The 15,141-nt window shown below is 66.0% G+C and carries 12 protein-coding genes; 3 read left to right on the top strand and 9 right to left on the bottom strand.

Annotation, left to right across the window (positions count from 1 at the left end):
- Positions 1-125: 125 nt before the first annotated feature.
- The 5 genes from ACE10Z_RS40820 to ACE10Z_RS40800 form a co-directional block, all read right to left on the bottom strand.
- Positions 126-515: an MAPEG family protein gene (locus tag ACE10Z_RS40820; RefSeq protein WP_375785719.1), complete on the bottom strand. Its 390-nt coding sequence runs from the start codon at positions 513-515 to the stop codon at positions 126-128.
- A 163-nt stretch (positions 516-678) separates the two neighbouring features.
- Positions 679-1,764, bottom strand: a complete 1,086-nt coding sequence (locus ACE10Z_RS40815) for a lipocalin-like domain-containing protein (protein WP_375785718.1) — start codon at positions 1,762-1,764, stop codon at positions 679-681.
- Complete coding sequence (locus ACE10Z_RS40810) at positions 1,754-4,213, bottom strand: ABC transporter permease (RefSeq protein WP_375785717.1); 2,460 nt, start codon at positions 4,211-4,213, stop codon at positions 1,754-1,756. Before ACE10Z_RS40810 ends, ACE10Z_RS40815 begins: the two co-directional genes overlap by 11 nt.
- Positions 4,210-4,863, bottom strand: a complete 654-nt coding sequence (locus ACE10Z_RS40805) for an ABC transporter ATP-binding protein (protein ID WP_375785716.1) — start codon at positions 4,861-4,863, stop codon at positions 4,210-4,212. Before ACE10Z_RS40805 ends, ACE10Z_RS40810 begins: the two co-directional genes overlap by 4 nt.
- Positions 4,864-4,903: 40 nt before the next feature.
- Positions 4,904-5,662 carry a class I SAM-dependent methyltransferase gene (locus tag ACE10Z_RS40800; protein ID WP_375785715.1) on the bottom strand — a complete coding sequence of 253 codons (759 nt, stop codon included), beginning with the start codon at positions 5,660-5,662 and terminating at the stop codon, positions 4,904-4,906.
- 248 nt (positions 5,663-5,910) lie between these two features.
- On the opposite strand from ACE10Z_RS40800, the gene ACE10Z_RS40795 reads away from it, so the two are divergent.
- Positions 5,911-7,227: an MFS transporter gene (locus ACE10Z_RS40795; RefSeq protein ID WP_375785714.1), complete on the top strand. Its 1,317-nt coding sequence runs from the start codon at positions 5,911-5,913 to the stop codon at positions 7,225-7,227.
- Positions 7,228-7,552: 325 nt separating this feature from the next.
- On the opposite strand, the gene ACE10Z_RS40790 is transcribed toward ACE10Z_RS40795, so the two are convergent.
- Together ACE10Z_RS40790 and ACE10Z_RS40785 are read right to left on the bottom strand one after the other, a co-directional pair.
- Positions 7,553-9,271: an amidohydrolase family protein gene (locus ACE10Z_RS40790; RefSeq protein ID WP_375785713.1), complete on the bottom strand. Its 1,719-nt coding sequence runs from the start codon at positions 9,269-9,271 to the stop codon at positions 7,553-7,555.
- A 351-nt stretch (positions 9,272-9,622) separates the two neighbouring features.
- Complete coding sequence (locus ACE10Z_RS40785; protein WP_375785712.1) at positions 9,623-11,431, bottom strand: chloride channel protein; 1,809 nt, start codon at positions 11,429-11,431, stop codon at positions 9,623-9,625.
- A 78-nt stretch (positions 11,432-11,509) separates the two neighbouring features.
- Here ACE10Z_RS40785 and ACE10Z_RS40780 point away from each other — a divergent pair, with 78 nt between their 5' ends.
- Entirely contained in the window at positions 11,510-11,962 is a 453-nt protein-coding gene (locus ACE10Z_RS40780) for a MarR family winged helix-turn-helix transcriptional regulator (RefSeq protein WP_375785711.1), read from the top strand.
- Between the two features lie 80 nt (positions 11,963-12,042).
- On the opposite strand, the gene ACE10Z_RS40775 is transcribed toward ACE10Z_RS40780, so the two are convergent.
- Positions 12,043-12,279, bottom strand: a complete 237-nt coding sequence (locus ACE10Z_RS40775) for a hypothetical protein (RefSeq protein WP_375790122.1) — start codon at positions 12,277-12,279, stop codon at positions 12,043-12,045.
- Between ACE10Z_RS40775 and ACE10Z_RS40770 the strand changes: the two genes are divergently transcribed.
- Positions 12,250-13,725: a CHAD domain-containing protein gene (locus tag ACE10Z_RS40770; RefSeq protein WP_375790045.1), complete on the top strand. Its 1,476-nt coding sequence runs from the start codon at positions 12,250-12,252 to the stop codon at positions 13,723-13,725. The genes ACE10Z_RS40775 and ACE10Z_RS40770 overlap by 30 nt on opposite strands.
- Positions 13,726-13,795: 70 nt before the next feature.
- On the opposite strand, the gene ACE10Z_RS40765 is transcribed toward ACE10Z_RS40770, so the two are convergent.
- Positions 13,796-15,028: an MFS transporter gene (locus ACE10Z_RS40765; protein WP_375785710.1), complete on the bottom strand. Its 1,233-nt coding sequence runs from the start codon at positions 15,026-15,028 to the stop codon at positions 13,796-13,798.
- Positions 15,029-15,141 lie beyond the last annotated feature (113 nt).

The raw sequence follows: 15,141 nt of genomic DNA, 5'->3' as shown, positions 1-15,141 counted from the left end.
CATTACCCCGACTGGATGTATTGCACCACGCTGTGGCCATCGGATTGCTCATAACCACGCCCTGTGGTTATGGGGTCCTAGCTTTCGCCAGGACGACGGGAGTGGTTGTGGCGGCGATCGCGCCCTCAATGCACCAGCCGCCACACCGCGCCGCCGAGTGCGCCGATCCACAGGATGATGCACGCTGCGGCCTGGATGGCGAAACCCCGGCTGCGCTTCGCCACCGCCTCGCGATAGCCGATGAAGTAGACGATGCGGCCGATCACCCAGAGCGCGCCGATCGCGGCCGCCGCAGCATCGCCGATATAGATCGCGAACAGCCACAGCGACGGCAGGAAGATAGGCATCCATTCCAGCGTGTTCATCTGGATGCGGAAGATGCGCTCGAAATCCGGATGGCCCGAGATCGCCGGCAGCTTGACGCCATAGGCGACGCGGGCCCGCGCGACTTGTGTCGAGGTGAAGAAGTAGAACGCGACCGCAAGGCAGGTCACGATGGCCGTGTAGTGATACATGTCAGGCGTGTCCTCTTGTTTCATTGGCCCCGATGCCATGACGGGGCGGCCGCAACCGGTGTGACTGGCCGGACGATCGACGGCGAAGGAGCTGCCTTCCCTCTCCCGCAAGCGGGAGAGGTGCAGCGAGTTTGCCGCCCGACTGCCCCAACCAAGCTCCGCTCTAGTATCCGGTCATCTCAAGATAGCCGATTCCCGCGTGGCTGCCCGAAAAGCGGATCGGGCCTTCCCAATAGGGGAAGCTGGTTCCCATCCAGCTCTTCGGATTGAGCGGTGTGGTTTCGATCGACAGCCCGCGCGCCGGCAGGCTGACGCGCCATGACGTCGGCAGTTTACGGCCGTCGATCTCGGTGGTCGCAACCGGCGTGATGCTGTTGCCGGCTGCCGCAATCTCGGCCGAGCGGCCGTCCGGGGTGATCCAGTTGCCGAACAGGTCCTCGCGGCCGTCCTTCTGGCGCAGCCGGTACAGCATCAGCTTCTCGTCGCCGGGCAGATGCAGCGAGAACCAGTCCCAGCCGGTTTGATCCGCCGCCAATGGCTGGCTGCTCCATTCGCGATCCATCCAGGCCATGCCCGTGACGTCGACCGGTCTGTCGTCGATCACGATGCGGCCGGACGCCTGGTAGAACGGCTGGCTATAGTAATAGGAGGCCTGTCCGCGATCCGACTTGCGGCTGTAGCCATGGTCGCCTTGCAGCACCAACGGGCGCTTGGCGTCGAGGCGGAACGCGGTGCTGAAGTCGGCAGCGGAGGCCTTCAGCTCGAGCTGTGCGACGTTCTGCGCATCGAACGGGTCGATCCCGTGCATCTCCCAGGCGTCGATCCAGGCACGGAACGGCGTGGCTTCGACACCGGCCTGACCGACGCCGCCGCGCGCAAAGGTCTCACTGAAGCGATGCGTGGTGGCGCTGGTCACGGCGGCATGGCCCATCCAGAGCTGCTGGTTGGCCCAGCCCTCGCTGGGGCCGCCCGGCTTCATCGCCTGGCGGAACAGCGTCCATTGCGCGCCATAGGCTGCGCCGCTGATGTCGGACAGGTTCGCGGTGACGTACCACCATTCGATCCGGAACTCCGGATGCGGGCCGTGATCGATCGGGAATACGAATTGCCTGCCCGGCGTGACGGCCGCAAAACCTTCGGCATTCTCGCCGAGCCCGGCAAAGCCCTGCGCAAAACCCTTGCCGCCGAGCGCGAGCGCCAGTGCGCCGCCGGTAAAGGCGCGGCGGCTGATCGCGCTGCTAGCGCTCATTGACGAAGATCCTGATCAGGCTGGCCGGCTGCATGCGCGCCAGTCTAGCGACCGGCAGCGCCGCCGCACAGAAGGCGGCGGCGAGCGCCACCGCGAGCAGCTCGATCAACTGCAACGGAAAGACGTGGAACGGCAGCCGCCAGCCGAAGGCTTTCACATTGACGATCGCAAGCAGGCACCACGCGACCAGAAGGCCGAGCGGCAGCGCGAACAGCGCGGTGATCAATGCGACCGCCATGGTCTTCAGCAGTTCGAGTGCCGCGAGCCGCCGCCGCGTCAGGCCGATCGCCCATAGCGGTGCCAGCTGCGGCAGCCGCGAATTGGCGAGCGTGAGCAGGCTGGTCAAAAGCGCGATGCCGGCGACGCCGAGCGTGAAGGCGTTGAGCGCCGCCGTCACCGAGAAGGTGCGGTTGAACACCCGCCTTGATTCCCGCTTCATCGTCGCCTGGTCGGCGACGTTGCGGTCGTCGAGGCCGAATTTCTCCTGCAACGCCGCGATCAGCGGAGCGATGTGATCGGGCGCGACGCGGAGCCCGATCCGGGTCTGCGGCGTCTGCGGGAAGCGCCGGGTCAGCGCGGCGAAGTTGACCGCGATCTGGCCCTTGGGGTTGCCGTAATCGGCGTAGATGCCGACGATCTCGAGCGGCCAGTTGCCGCCAGGGGCGGGCACCTCGATATGATCGCCGATCGCAAGCTTCATCCGCCGCGACAGCTGCTCGCTGACCAGACAAGTGTCGCCGGGACGCAGCCTGACCCAGGCATTCGCGGTGCTCTCCAGCAACGGCCAATTGTCGCGATAGGTGACGTGATCGGGCAGGCCGAGCACCTCGATCGGTGCGCCGCCGAATTGGGTATCGGCGCGGCCGCCGGGCAGGATGGCCTCGACTTCGGGCCGGTCGCGCAGCCAGGTCTTGATGTCTTTCGCCTGCTGATCGCTGGCGGCACTGATGTAGACGTCGGCGGCGAGCCGGCCGTCGAGCCAGACCAGAAAAGTGCGGCTAAAACTTTCCACCATGGTGCTGACGCCGACATTGACCGCGAGCGCGAGCAAGAGCGCCATCAGCGCGAGCGACAAGCCTGAGAGCTGCTGGCGGCTGTCGGCCCAGAACCAGATGCCGACCGGCGCCCGCGCGCTGCGCTGGCCGAACGCAAGTGCGATTTGCAGCACCATCGGCAGGATCAACGCCGCGCCGAGCATCAGCGCGGCCAGCACGGCAAAGCCCGCGATCAGGGAATCGCCGAACTGAATCAGAGCCGCGGCGACCGCAAACACCGCGAGTGCCGCAGCGCTCTGGAACATCAGCCAGCGCCGCTGCGCCTGCTGCCAGGCCTGCGGCTGTGCCGTCGCCAGCACCGGCATCCGGATCGCCTTGGCAAGGCTCGCGGCGGCGGCCGCGAGCGCGCCCAAGATGCTGATGGCGATGCCGGCGAACCACCAGATGGGTTTGAGCGAAAGCTGCCCGGGGATCTGCGCGCCATAGAGCCCGCGCAGCGAGGCCGCGACATCGGGTAGCAAGGCCGCCGCGATGAAGTACCCGCAGACCAGGCCGATCAGGCCGGCGACCAGCGCCAGCGACACCAGCTCGATCACCAGCACGGTGTTGAGCAGCCGCGCCGAGACGCCGCAGGCGCGCAAGGTGCGCAGCATCGGCAGCCGCTGCTCGAAGGCGAGGCCGATCGCGGAGTTGACGATGAACAGGCCGACGAAGAACGACAGCAGGCCGAATGCAGTGAGGTTGAGATGGAAACTGTCGGTCAGCCGTTCGAGGTCGCTCTCGGCGCTCGGCTCGACCAGGCGGAGCTTTTCGCCTGCCGCGCTTTCCAGCGTTGCATGCGGTGCTTTGGACTTGCCGACCAGCAGGCGCGACACCTGGCCGGGCATCTTCAGGATGTCCTGCGCGATGCCGATATCGACGACCAGCGCGCCGGGTGCGAGCTCCGCCTGTACGCGCAGTGGCGGCAAAGTCGTGCCGTTGGCCTGCGGCCGTTCGCCCTCCTTGAGGCCGAGATCGCGCAGTGTCTCGGGCGCCACCAGCATTTCGCCTGGCGGCGTGACGAAAGATAGCTGGCTGCCGCGCCCGACCGCCGGTGCGTTGCCGACCTCGGACGGCAGCGTCACCGGCTCGACGCCGAGCAGGCGGAAGCTGCGCCCGTCGATCTGGACGCGGCCCTCCAGCATCGGTGACACCGGCCAGCCGGCGCGGCGCAGGTCGACGAACAGTCTTTGCGGAAAGGTCGCGCTGTCGCGGCTCACCAGCATGGCGGTGCGCGAGCCGCCGAAAGTCGCGGCGGCGCGGTCATAGGCGATGCGGGCCTGCTGGTTCAGCGCCTGCACGCCGCTCCACAGCGCGGTCGCCGAGATCAGCCCGATCAAGAGCGTTGCGAGCTGCATCGGATGCCGCCGCCAATGGCTGAGCAGCACCGCAAGAATCCACAACGCCCGCCTCATGCGATTATACCGGCATGCAGGGTGACCTGGCGGTCGAGCGTCGCGGCGAGCCGCGCGCTGTGGGTGACCATCAGGAAACCGCAGCCGGTGCGAACAACCAGATCGCGCGCCAGCCGCAGCACCTCGTCGGCGGTGTCTTCGTCGAGATTGCCGGTCGGCTCGTCGGCGAGCAGCAACAACGGCTTCGGCGCCAGCGCGCGGCCGATCGCGACGCGCTGCTGCTGGCCGCCGGACAATTGCTCGGGATAGCGCTTCAGGAGCTGCTTGAGCCCGAGGCGCTCGACCAGTTCGTCATGCCAGGCCGCATCGTGCCGGCCGGCGATGCGGGACTGGAAAACGAGATTGTCCGCGACCGTCAGGCTCGGGATCAGGTTGAACTGCTGGAACACGAGGCCGAGCCGGTCGCGGCGCAGCTCGGCGCGGCCGGCGTCGTTGAGACCGGAAACCGTGATGTCGGCGAGCCTGATCTCGCCGCTGTCGGCGGCGTCCAGCCCCGCGATCAGATGCAGCAGCGTGCTCTTGCCGCTGCCGGATTCGCCTGACAGCGCCACGCTCTCGCCGATTGCAACGGCCAGATCGACGCCGCGCAGCACCGCGACGTCTTCACCGGCAGAGCGGTAACTCTTGGTCAGGCCGGTGACGCGAAGCACCGCGGCGGTCTGGTCAGATGAAGCGATGGCCGTGCCTCATTCAAGGCTTCTGGTATTTCAGGACGAACTCGTCGATCGGCACCGGCGCCTTGAAGACGGGAATGTCCTTCGGGTCCTCCGCATGATGCAGGAAATCGCCCTCGGCCACCAGCTTGAAGCCGGCGGCCTCGATCTCCTGCTTCAGGGTGCTCTCCTCGATCCGGTGCAGCGTCTTGGCGACGCTTGTGCCTTCGCCCGCCTTGGCTGAATGGTCCGCGATGACGAGGAAGCCGCCGGGTTTGAGCGCGGCGAACATCTTCTTGTTCATCGCAGCGCGATCGACCGGCAGATAGCTGATGTCGTGATAGAAAAAGAACAAGGTGATCATGTCGAGGTTGCTGACCTCGGGCGGGATCGGGTCGTCATAGTCGCGCACCACATGGACCACGTTCTTCATCGCCGGCGACTTGGCGCGGGTGTCGAACCTGTCCTTGACGAAGCGCTCGAGCACGGTCGCCGAGTCCTGCGCGTAGACCTTGCCCGACGGGGCGACGGTGCGCGCCAACAGTTCGGTGCTGTAGCCGGCGCTCGCCGCCATGTCGAGGATGTTCATGCCGGGCTTGACGCCGGCAAAGGCGAGCATCTTGGCCGGCTGGCGGCGCTGGTCGACCTGACGATCCGCATCGCTGCGATCGGGCGCGGCGACAATCGCCGCATAGTCTGGGCTTGCCGCGTCCTGGGCGCGGACAGAAGGCACGGCGAGCAGCGCGGCGGATACAAGTGCAAGACAGGCGGCTGTGCGAAGGATCGATCTGTTCATGAAATAACCCAACCTCCAATAACCTCGGCTTTTCGTTGCCCCGAGCATAGCAGCCGGTCCGTGACAGATCACCGCTCCACTGGCCGCGACGACGCGATCGTGATCGGGCGCGCCTGCCAGGTTATCGTGTCGCGCCGGCCACGGAATCCGAGGAAATGCGGTGTTGCGTTGCGCGGCGAGGCGTGGCTAGCATCGCCGATTGGGGCCGATCTTACGAAGCCAAAAAACGAAACGACGGGGAGCCAGACATGACGACGCAACCGACGCCCAAGGGGATGTCGAAGGGGACGCCCAAAGGCGCCTGGCAAATCACCTTCCTTCTGTTCCTGTTCATGGTGGTGAACTTTGCGGACAAGATCGTGGTCGGGCTCGCTGGTGTGCCGATCCGGAAGGAGATGGGTCTCACCCCGGAGCAGTTCGGCGATCTGGGCTCGGCCTTCTTCATCCTGTTCTCGATCTCGGCGATCGTGGTCGGCTTCATCGTCAACCGCGTTGATACGCGTTGGGTGCTGCTGATTCTGGCGGTGATCTGGTCGCTGGCGCAATTTCCGATGATCGGCACCGTCAGCTATACGACGCTGGTGATCTGCCGCATTATCCTCGGCGCCGGCGAGGGACCGGCCTTCTCGGTTGCCGCGCACGCCATCTACAAATGGTTTCCGGATGAGAAGCGCACGCTGCCGACCGCGATCCTGTCGCAGGGGTCGGCGTTTGGCGTGATTCTCGCAGTGCCCGCGCTGAACTGGATCATCGTCAATCACAGTTGGCATCACGCCTTCGGCGCGCTCGGCATCGTCGGCCTGCTCTGGACCGTCGCCTGGTTCGCGCTCGGCAAGGAAGGGCCGCTGGTGTCGACCGCTGCCGTCATGGCCGAGGAGCCGCGGATTCCCTACCGGAAGCTGCTGACCTCGCGGACCTTCGTCGGCTGCGTGGTCGCGACCTTCGGCGCCTACTGGGCGTTGTCGCTCGGGCTGACCTGGTTCACCTCCTTCATCATCGAAGGGCTCGGCTTCTCGCAGCAGCAGGCCGGCTTCGTCTCGATCCTGCCCTGGATCTTCGGTGCGACGATCGTGCTCCTGACCGGCTGGATCTCGCAGCTGATGCTGGCACGCGGCTTCACCACCCGCGGAGCGCGCGGCGTGCTCGGCTCGGTGCCCCTGATCGTCGGCGGCGCCATTCTTGCAATGCTGCCCTATGCGCCGCCCGGCGCGCTGATGATCGCACTGCTGGTGATCGGCTCCGGCCTGTGCGGCTCGATATATGTGGTGTGCCCGCCGATGCTCGGCGAGTTCACGCCGGTGTCGCAGCGTGGCGCGATCATCGCGATCTACGGCGCGCTGTACACCATCTCGGGCATCCTGGCGCCGACGGTGATGGGCAGTGTGATCCAGCATGCGGCCACGCCGATGGCCGGCTACATGAGCGGCTTCACCATCAACGCTGCCATCATGGCCGGCTCCGGCCTGCTCGGATTGCTGCTGCTGTGGCCCAACACCGAGCGCGCGCGGCTGACCGGCACCTCAACGCAAGCGGGCGCGATCAAGGGCGCGATGTCGCCGACGTAAGGGGCGTGCTGCTTCGACCCTCCTCTGGAGGGGGAGGGTCGCTGAGCATGTAGCGAAGCGAAATGCACAGCGGGGTGGGGTGATCTCTCCATTCGGGCACTGCCCGTGTTGAGAGGTCACCCCACCCCGTCTCACATTTCGCTGCGCTCAATGTGATCCGACCCTCCCCCTCCCCTGCCCTCCAGGGGAGGGTGACGCCGCGGCTGCAGTTCGCGTCAATGTCGAGTTTCTTCGTAGCCCGGATGAAGCGCAGCGAAATCCGGGGCCTTGCTATCCGCGGATAGAGCCGCACCGGATTGCGCTTCGCTCCATCCGGGCTACGGGCTCATTGCAATCCCTGCGCGCCGCGGACCAGCCGGCCCGGGCGTGCGCCGGTGGCCTTGCCCTCGCGCTGGGTCACGACGCCCGAGACGATGGTGGCGTCGTAGCCGTCGACCTGTTGCAACAGGCGGCGGCCGCCGACCGGCAGGTCGTAATGCACCTTCGGCGGATGCAGATGCAGGTGGTCGTAGTCGATCACGTTGACGTCGGCCTTGAAGCCCGGCGCGATCACGCCGCGATCATGCAGGCCGACCGACAGCGCGGTCTTGCGCGACTGCGCCGCGATCACGAACGGGATCGAGAGCTTCTCGCCGCGGCTGCGGTCCCGCGTCCAGTGCGTCAGCAGGTAAGTCGGGAAGCTGGCGTCGCAGATGATGCCGCAATGCGCGCCACCGTCGGACAGGCCCGGCACGGCGCTCGGCTCGCGCAGCATCTCGTGCACGGCATCGAGATTGCCGTCGGCATAATTCAGGAACGGCACATAGAGCATGCCGCGGCCCTCGTCGGTCAGCATCGCATCATAGGCGAGCTCTTCCGGCTGCCGGCCCTGGCGGCGCGCCTGTGGGCCGAGCGCGTTCTCCGGCGGCTGCTCATAGTCCGGCGGATTGCCCAGGAGATACATCTTGTCGTAGTTCGGCCGGAAGAACAGCGGATCGTCGGTCGCGGTTGCGCTCTCGCTCAGGATCGCCGCGCGCACCTCGGGCCGGCGCAGATGCGTCAGCCGCTCGGCCAGCGGCAGCCTGGCGATTTCGCGATAGCTCGGATGGGTCTGGAACGGGTTGCGCGACAATTCCAGTCCGAGCAGCAGGCCGACCGGCCGCGCGGCGATCTGGGTCGTGATCGATAGGCCGCGCGCGGCGGCTTCATTGATGGTGTCCATGGTCTGTCGCCAGCGCCGCGGCGCCTTGTCGGCCTGGGCAACGGAGAACGAGATCGGGCATTTGGTGTTCTCGGCGACCCGCAGCATCATCGGCAGGTCTTCATGCACGGTGCTCTGGTCGAGCACGAATTGCAGCACGCTGCGGCCGACGCCGTGCATCGCGCCGGCGATCGCGGTCAATTCATCCTCGCCCGCCTTCAGCGTCGGCGTGTAGTCGCCGGTCGAGGTGCGGTGGTTGAGCGTGCGCGAGGTCGAGAAGCCCAGTGCGCCCGATCGCACCGCATCGCCGGCGAGCGCCGCCATCGCCTGGTTGTCCTCGGGCGTGGCGGGATCGCGGCGCGCGCCGCGCTCGCCCATCACATAGACGCGCAGCGCCGCGTGCGGCAGCTGAGCGCCGATGTCCATGTCGAAACTGCGCTTCGACAGCCACTCCATGTAGTCGGGGAAGCTCTCCCACGCCCAGGGAATGCCGGCGCTCAGCACCGGCTCCGGAATGTCCTCGACGCCTTCCATCAGCTGGATCAGCCTGCCGTGGTCGCTCGGCCTGCATGGCGCGAAGCCGACGCCGCAATTGCCCATGATGGCGGTGGTGACGCCGTTCTGCGACGACGGGGTGATGTCGTGGCTCCAGGTCACCTGGCCGTCGTAATGGGTGTGGACGTCGACGAAGCCGGGCGCCACCAGTCTGCCGCGCGCGTCGATCTCTTCCTTGCCTTTTGCGGAGACCTTCCCGACTTCGGTGATCTTGCCGCCCGAGATCGCGACATCGGCTTCATAGAGGTCGCCGCCCTTGCCGTCGGCGATGTTGCCGCCGCGGATCACGAGGTCTGGGGTCGAGGTCATGGCATTTCATCCCGAGGCTGTTCTTGGTTACCGGCATCATGGGTGAGCCCTTGATGCTGTCAACCATCGCCGGTGAAGCTCTGGGATGCGCCGGCGACGATTTGCCGGCGAGAACGCGCGTTGCGCGCCGCGGAAATTTGTTCCGCCGGGGGCGCCGCTTTACTCCCTCTCCCCGTTCTTACGGGGAGAGGGTTGGGGTGAGGGGCTGTCTCGGCATACGCGGTGATAGCTGAGTTCGCGGTGGCTCCCCCTCACCCGGAACGCATCTGACGATGCGTTCCGACCTCTCCCCGCACGCGGGGCGAGGTGAAACGGAGTCCGCGGCTTGATTCAAAATGAACTCGCGGCGCGCTAGCGCGCGCCGAAGAAGGCTGTCTTCTGGGTCTCCTCGGCCTGCAGCCTGGCGCGCACCCGCATCAGGTCCTTCCAGCCGATATAGCCGACGAGGCGCTGGTCCTCGCGCGAGATCACCGGCAGATGCGAGACGTTGACCTGCATCAGGCGATCGGCGAGCCGATCCAGATACTCGTCGGGATAGGCGACGGTGATCTTGCTGCCCGCCAGCAGCTGGTTGAGCGTCGCGGTGCGATGCTTGCCGGCGCGGCGCCAGCGCAACACGGACGGCGGGTCGATCACCCCGAGCACGTGATGGTTGGCGTCGACGACGGGGAAGCTCGGGTGACCGGTCTTCGGGTTGGTCAGGAAGGCCGCCGCGCCGTGCAGCGTCATGGTGTCGGCGACCGTCTCCACCGCCTTGGTCATCACGTCGCGCACGCGCGTCAGCGCGAAGGGATCGACCCGGTACTCGCGCACCAGATGATGACCGCGCCGCGCCACCTTCTCGGTCAGGATCGAGCGCCGCATCAAAAGCACCGTGACGCCATGCGCGGTGCCGCAGGCCGCGATCAACGGCAACAGCACATGGGTGTTGCCGGTGAGCTCGACCGCGAAGAAGGTCGCGGTCAAAGGCGAGCGCATCGTGCCGCCCATTGTCGCCGCCATCGCGAGCAACGCCCAGAAGCCGGGGCTCGCAGCCGGCAAATAGCCGCTCAGCGCCGTTCCCATCGCACCGCCCATGATCAGCAGCGGCGCCAGCACGCCGCCCGACGTGCCCGAGCCGAGCGCGACCGACCAGATCACCGCTTTCACCACGAGCAGCAGCAGCGCGGCTTTCAGCACCACGTCGCCGCTCAGCATCGAAGCCAGGTTGTCATAGCCGACACCGAGCGCCTGCGGCTCGATCAGCCCGCCGAGACCCACGACCAGGCCGCCGATCAGCGGCCACCACATCCAGTGGATCGGCAGCTTGAGGAAAATGTCCTCGCAGCCATAGACCAGCTGGGTGAGCACGCCGGACAGCAGCCCGGAGAGGATTCCGATCAGCATCCAGGCGCCGAGCTGGAGCACGGAAATGTCGACACCGCCGGTGAACGGAAACAGCGGCGCGGGCATGTGCAGGAAGGTGCGTCCGACCGCCGCCACCACGGCGGCGACAGTCACGGGAATGAAGCTCCGCGGCGTCCATTCGAACAGCAGGAGTTCGACCGCGAGCATGATCGCTGCGATCGGCGTTCCGAACACCGTGGTCATGCCGGCGGCGGCGCCCGCCACCAGCAAGGTCTTGCGCTCGTTGTCCGTCACCGGAAGCATCTGCGCGATCAGCGAGCCGATCGCGCCGCCGGTCATGATGATCGGGCCCTCGGCTCCGAACGGACCGCCGGTGCCGATCGACACCGCCGACGACAACGGCTTCAGGATCGCCACCTTGGGGTCGAGCCGGGAACGGCCGAGCAAGATCCCCTCGATCGCTTCCGGAATGCCGTGCCCGCGGATCTTCTCGCTGCCGAAGCGTGCCATCAGGCCGATGATCAGCGAGCCCGCGACCGGCACCAGCACGGTCCAGAGGCCAAGCGGCGAATCCTGCAATTTCAGGTCGACGAAGCTGAACCGGCCGAAATAGGCGATGTTGGTGGCAAGCTTGATCAGCTGCAGAAGTCCCGCACCGGCCAGCACGCCGGCGGTGGAGACGAACACGGCGATCGCCGAGATCACCACGACGCGCGGATCGGTGGTGAAGTCGCTCAGCAGGTGGCTGGCCTTGTCGCCGATCGTATTGCTGGTTTTGGCGGAGGTGCTCGATTTGGTGGAAATGACGCTCATGGGTGGCGTAAGGCTCGGGTGGAGTGGACGCAGGCGTCATATCGCATTGCGATATAATTACAAGCGGGAGACATCGAAATGGCAGCGTTGAAAAGACCGCCGAAATCGCAGGGCAAGGCCCGAAAGCGGGTTCCCAGCCAGGCCGATTACGAGGCGCTGTCGCAATTTCGCTATCTGATCCGCCGTTTTCTGGAATTCAGCCAGGATGCCGCCAAAGCCGAGGGTCTGACGCCGCGGCAGCATCAGGCCTTGCTGGCGATCAGGGGCTATCCGGGTGGCGGGCCGGTCACGATCGGCGATCTGGCCGAGCGGCTGCGGCTTCGTCACCACACCACGGTCGAACTCGCCGACCGGTTGTCGGAGGCGGGCCTGGTCGAGCGCGTGCCCGATCCCGCCGACCAGCGGCGGGTGCTGTTGAAGCTAACCGGCCTCGCGGCCGATCATCTCGCCGAACTGTCTGCGGTTCATCTCGATGAGCTGTCGCGGATCGAGCCGCTCTTGAAGCAGGTGTTGTCGCGGCGATCGGAATGAATTCCTGCTGCGCGTAACGCTTCAGCACGCTTCTCGCGCTTGGATGGCGATGCGGTCAAATCCAACTTAAAGGGGTGATTTTAGATAGAATTCGCGGGCAATTCGGGCTGCAATAGCGCGATATACCTTGTCATTGTCATGAAACCTTCATAGACCATGCCGGGGGCGATTTCATTAGATGGACGCGGCCGGTCGTGACCGATGCGGGGACTGCCATTGCCGTCAGGCATGGCGATCAGGCGGAAATCGAACTCAAGCTGCTTGCGCCGCAAGGAAGCCTCGAAAAATTGCGCGAGGCGGCCTGCATCGTGCAGCATGCGCGCAACCGCGGCGCATTTCACCGGTTGGAAACGGTCTATTACGACACGCCTGAGCGATTGCTATTTCGGCATGGCATGTCGCTGCGCGTGCGACGCAACGGCAAGACCTTCGTCCAGACGCTGAAGCTTGCACCCAATGGCGCGCAGCCTCTGATGCGACGCCAATGGGAGGCGGCGGTTGAAGGCATCGCCCCTGATCTGGCGCGGTTCCCTGCCGACGAGATCGGCGATCCCGTGGCGGCGCTCAGCAACGATGCGCTGGTGCCGGTGTTCGCGACAAAAGTGCGCCGGCACGCGCGCCAGCTCGATCTGCCCGATGCGTCGGTTGAAGTCGCATTCGACGAGGGGACGATCGAGGCCGATGCGCGCCAGGAGGTGCTGTCGGAAATCGAGCTTGAACTGAAGAGCGGCAATGCCGGCGTCCTGTTCGATCTCGGAACGCAGTTGCTCGATGCTGCGCCGCTGCAGATAGGCACGCGGAGCAAGGCGGAGCGCGGCTATGCGCTGGCGTTCGATGTCGCGCCATCGGCAGCGAAGGCCGAGTTGCCGGGCATCACCGCGGAGCTTGCGGTCGACGACGTCATCGCGCTGCTGGTGGGCTCCTGCTGGCACCATCTTTTGAGAAATCACGCGGTGGCCGAGCAGGGATCGGACCCCGAAGGCGTGCACCAGATGCGGGTGGCCTTGCGGCGCTTGCGGACGATCTGTGCGCTGTTCCGGCGCGACATTCCGGCGCCGGCATTTCTGGCGGTCAACAGCGAAGCAAAATGGCTGATGCGGCAACTCGGCAAGGCCCGGGATTGGGACGTGTTCGCCGAGACGACGATCACCCGCCTGGTCAGCGCGGTTCCGGATATCGACCTGGATGGCCTCCGCCAGGCGGTTCAACAGCAACGGAAGTCGAGCTACGGGACCTTGCAAAGCGTTCTGGCGGATCCCCGATGCAGCCGCTTCCTGCTCTCGCTGGGACATCTGGTGGAACGCCGCGGCTGGCGCAACGAGATCGACAGCGAAGCGTTGGCTGTCCTGTCGCAGCCAATGCCGGTGCTCGCCGATCGAATTCTGGAACGCTTGCATCGCAAGACATTGAAGCGTGGTGCGCGCTTCCGGCGGCTCGATATCAACGCGCAGCACAATCTCAGGATCAACCTCAAGAAGTTGCGCTATGCGGCGGAGTTCTTCCTGCCGCTCTATGCGTCCCACGCGCCGGCGAAGCGCTATGTGAAGCGGCTCGCCGGGCTGCAGACCAGTCTGGGGCGGGTGTGCGACATCGGAAGCACCCGCGTGCTGCTCCATGCGATCCGGCAGGACGACCAGCCTGCGCTTCACCTCGGCATCGGCGCGATGGCCGGCTGGCTGGCCCGCGATCAGATCGCGGTGGCGAAGGCGCTGCGCAAGAGCTGGCAGCGATTCAAGACGACGCCCGCATTCTGGGGCCGGTGAGTTCGGCAGCAGCGTGGATCGTCGCGCCTTCCGTGGACGGAAGCTCGATGCGGTTTGGAGCAAGGCTGCCCTAACGGGGCTGCGCCTGGATCGCAAGCCCGGAGGCCTGCGGCTTGCGTTCGGTGACCAGCGCAAGCAGCACGGTCAGCACCATGAAGCCCACCGACGCACCGAACACCCAATGCGGCATGTGCTGGTCCATGATCCAGCCGAACAGCAGCGGGCTGATGATGCCGCCGAAGTTGAAGCCGGTGGAGACGATGCCGAAGGCGCGCCCGGCGGCACCGGGAGGCGCGGCGTTGCGCACCATCATGTCGCGCGACGGCGCGATCACGCCGCCGAGGAATCCGGCAAGCCCCATCGCGAGCGTGAGCACGGCCGGCGGCAGGTTCATCAGCGCAATCAGCAGCACCAGCACGGCATTGACCGCGAAGCAGGCCGCAGCGAGCTGGCTGTGGCGATGGGTCCAGTCGGCGAGATAGCCGCCGGCGAGCACGCCCGCCGCGCTGGCGCCGAGGAACGCGGTAAGCGCGATGTTGGCGGTCGAGAACGACGCGCCGTAACCGCCCATCAGCGCGACCACGCCGAAATTGTTGATGCCCGAGCTCGACAGGCTGAGCAGCGTGAAAAAGGCGGTCAGCACCATCAGCGCCGGCGTAATCACGCTGGCCTTCGGTGCTGAGTCGTCCTTCGGCTTGTTCTTATTGGCGCCGGCATCGGGAATGCCGAGCACGATCAGGAACAGCGCCACCAGCGGGCCGACGGCGCCAGCGACGACCAGCGCGCCGAGGCCGCCGATCGAGGCGACCAACGCTGCCATGATCGCGGGCGCCACCGCGCCGCCGAGGAAGCCGGCAAAGGTGTGGATCGAGAAGGCGCGGCCCATCCGCGCCTCGTCCATATGGGCCGAGAGGATGGCGTAGTCAGCGGGATGATAGACGCTGTTGGCGAGGCCGAGCAGCACGGCACAGACGATCAGCGAAGTATAGCTCAAATGCAGGCCGAGCGCGATCAGCGCACAGCCGCCGATGGTCAGCCCGATCAGCAGGATCTTGCGCGCACCGATATGGTCAGCGAGGTAGCCGATCGGCGCCTGGGTCAGGCCCGACACCACCGCGAACACCGTCAGCGCGAAACCGAGTTCGACATAGCCGACGCCGAGCTGCTGCTTCAGGAACGGGAACAGCATCGGCAGCACGAAGATATGGAAATGGCTGACCCAATGGGCGACCGAAATCCCCGTCAGCGTACGCACCGCGCTGTCGGCTTTCGCTTGCTGCGGTGCGGCCAGAATGTCGACCATGTCAGTGAAACCCCAATTCCAAAGCGTTTTCGAGCGAAGTTGGTACTGGTTCGCGTGAAGAAAACGCGTCAAAAAATATGCCCGGCAGGGCCGCCAGAAAATAAAGGCTGGCC

It is taken from the genome of Bradyrhizobium sp. Pha-3, assembly GCF_042258615.1.
Taxonomy (GTDB): Bacteria; Pseudomonadota; Alphaproteobacteria; order Rhizobiales; family Xanthobacteraceae; genus Bradyrhizobium.
The sequence above is the reverse complement of the archived record's forward strand: the minus strand, read 5'-3'. Positions and strand labels throughout refer to the sequence as shown.

What these genes read in the sequence shown, in the direction of transcription:
- ACE10Z_RS40820 (WP_375785719.1), bottom strand. Translation starts at nt 515, where the DNA reads ATGTATCACTACACGGCCATCGTGACCTGCCTTGCGGTCGCGTTCTAC.
- ACE10Z_RS40815 (WP_375785718.1), bottom strand. Translation starts at nt 1,764, where the DNA reads ATGAGCGCTAGCAGCGCGATCAGCCGCCGCGCCTTTACCGGCGGCGCA.
- ACE10Z_RS40810 (WP_375785717.1), bottom strand. Translation starts at nt 4,213, where the DNA reads ATGAGGCGGGCGTTGTGGATTCTTGCGGTGCTGCTCAGCCATTGGCGG.
- ACE10Z_RS40800 (WP_375785715.1), bottom strand. Translation starts at nt 5,662, where the DNA reads ATGAACAGATCGATCCTTCGCACAGCCGCCTGTCTTGCACTTGTATCC.
- ACE10Z_RS40795 (WP_375785714.1), top strand. Translation starts at nt 5,911, where the DNA reads ATGACGACGCAACCGACGCCCAAGGGGATGTCGAAGGGGACGCCCAAA.
- ACE10Z_RS40790 (WP_375785713.1), bottom strand. Translation starts at nt 9,271, where the DNA reads ATGACCTCGACCCCAGACCTCGTGATCCGCGGCGGCAACATCGCCGAC.
- ACE10Z_RS40785 (WP_375785712.1), bottom strand. Translation starts at nt 11,431, where the DNA reads ATGAGCGTCATTTCCACCAAATCGAGCACCTCCGCCAAAACCAGCAAT.
- ACE10Z_RS40780 (WP_375785711.1), top strand. Translation starts at nt 11,510, where the DNA reads ATGGCAGCGTTGAAAAGACCGCCGAAATCGCAGGGCAAGGCCCGAAAG.
- ACE10Z_RS40775 (WP_375790122.1), bottom strand. Translation starts at nt 12,279, where the DNA reads ATGCTGCACGATGCAGGCCGCCTCGCGCAATTTTTCGAGGCTTCCTTG.
- ACE10Z_RS40765 (WP_375785710.1), bottom strand. Translation starts at nt 15,028, where the DNA reads ATGGTCGACATTCTGGCCGCACCGCAGCAAGCGAAAGCCGACAGCGCG.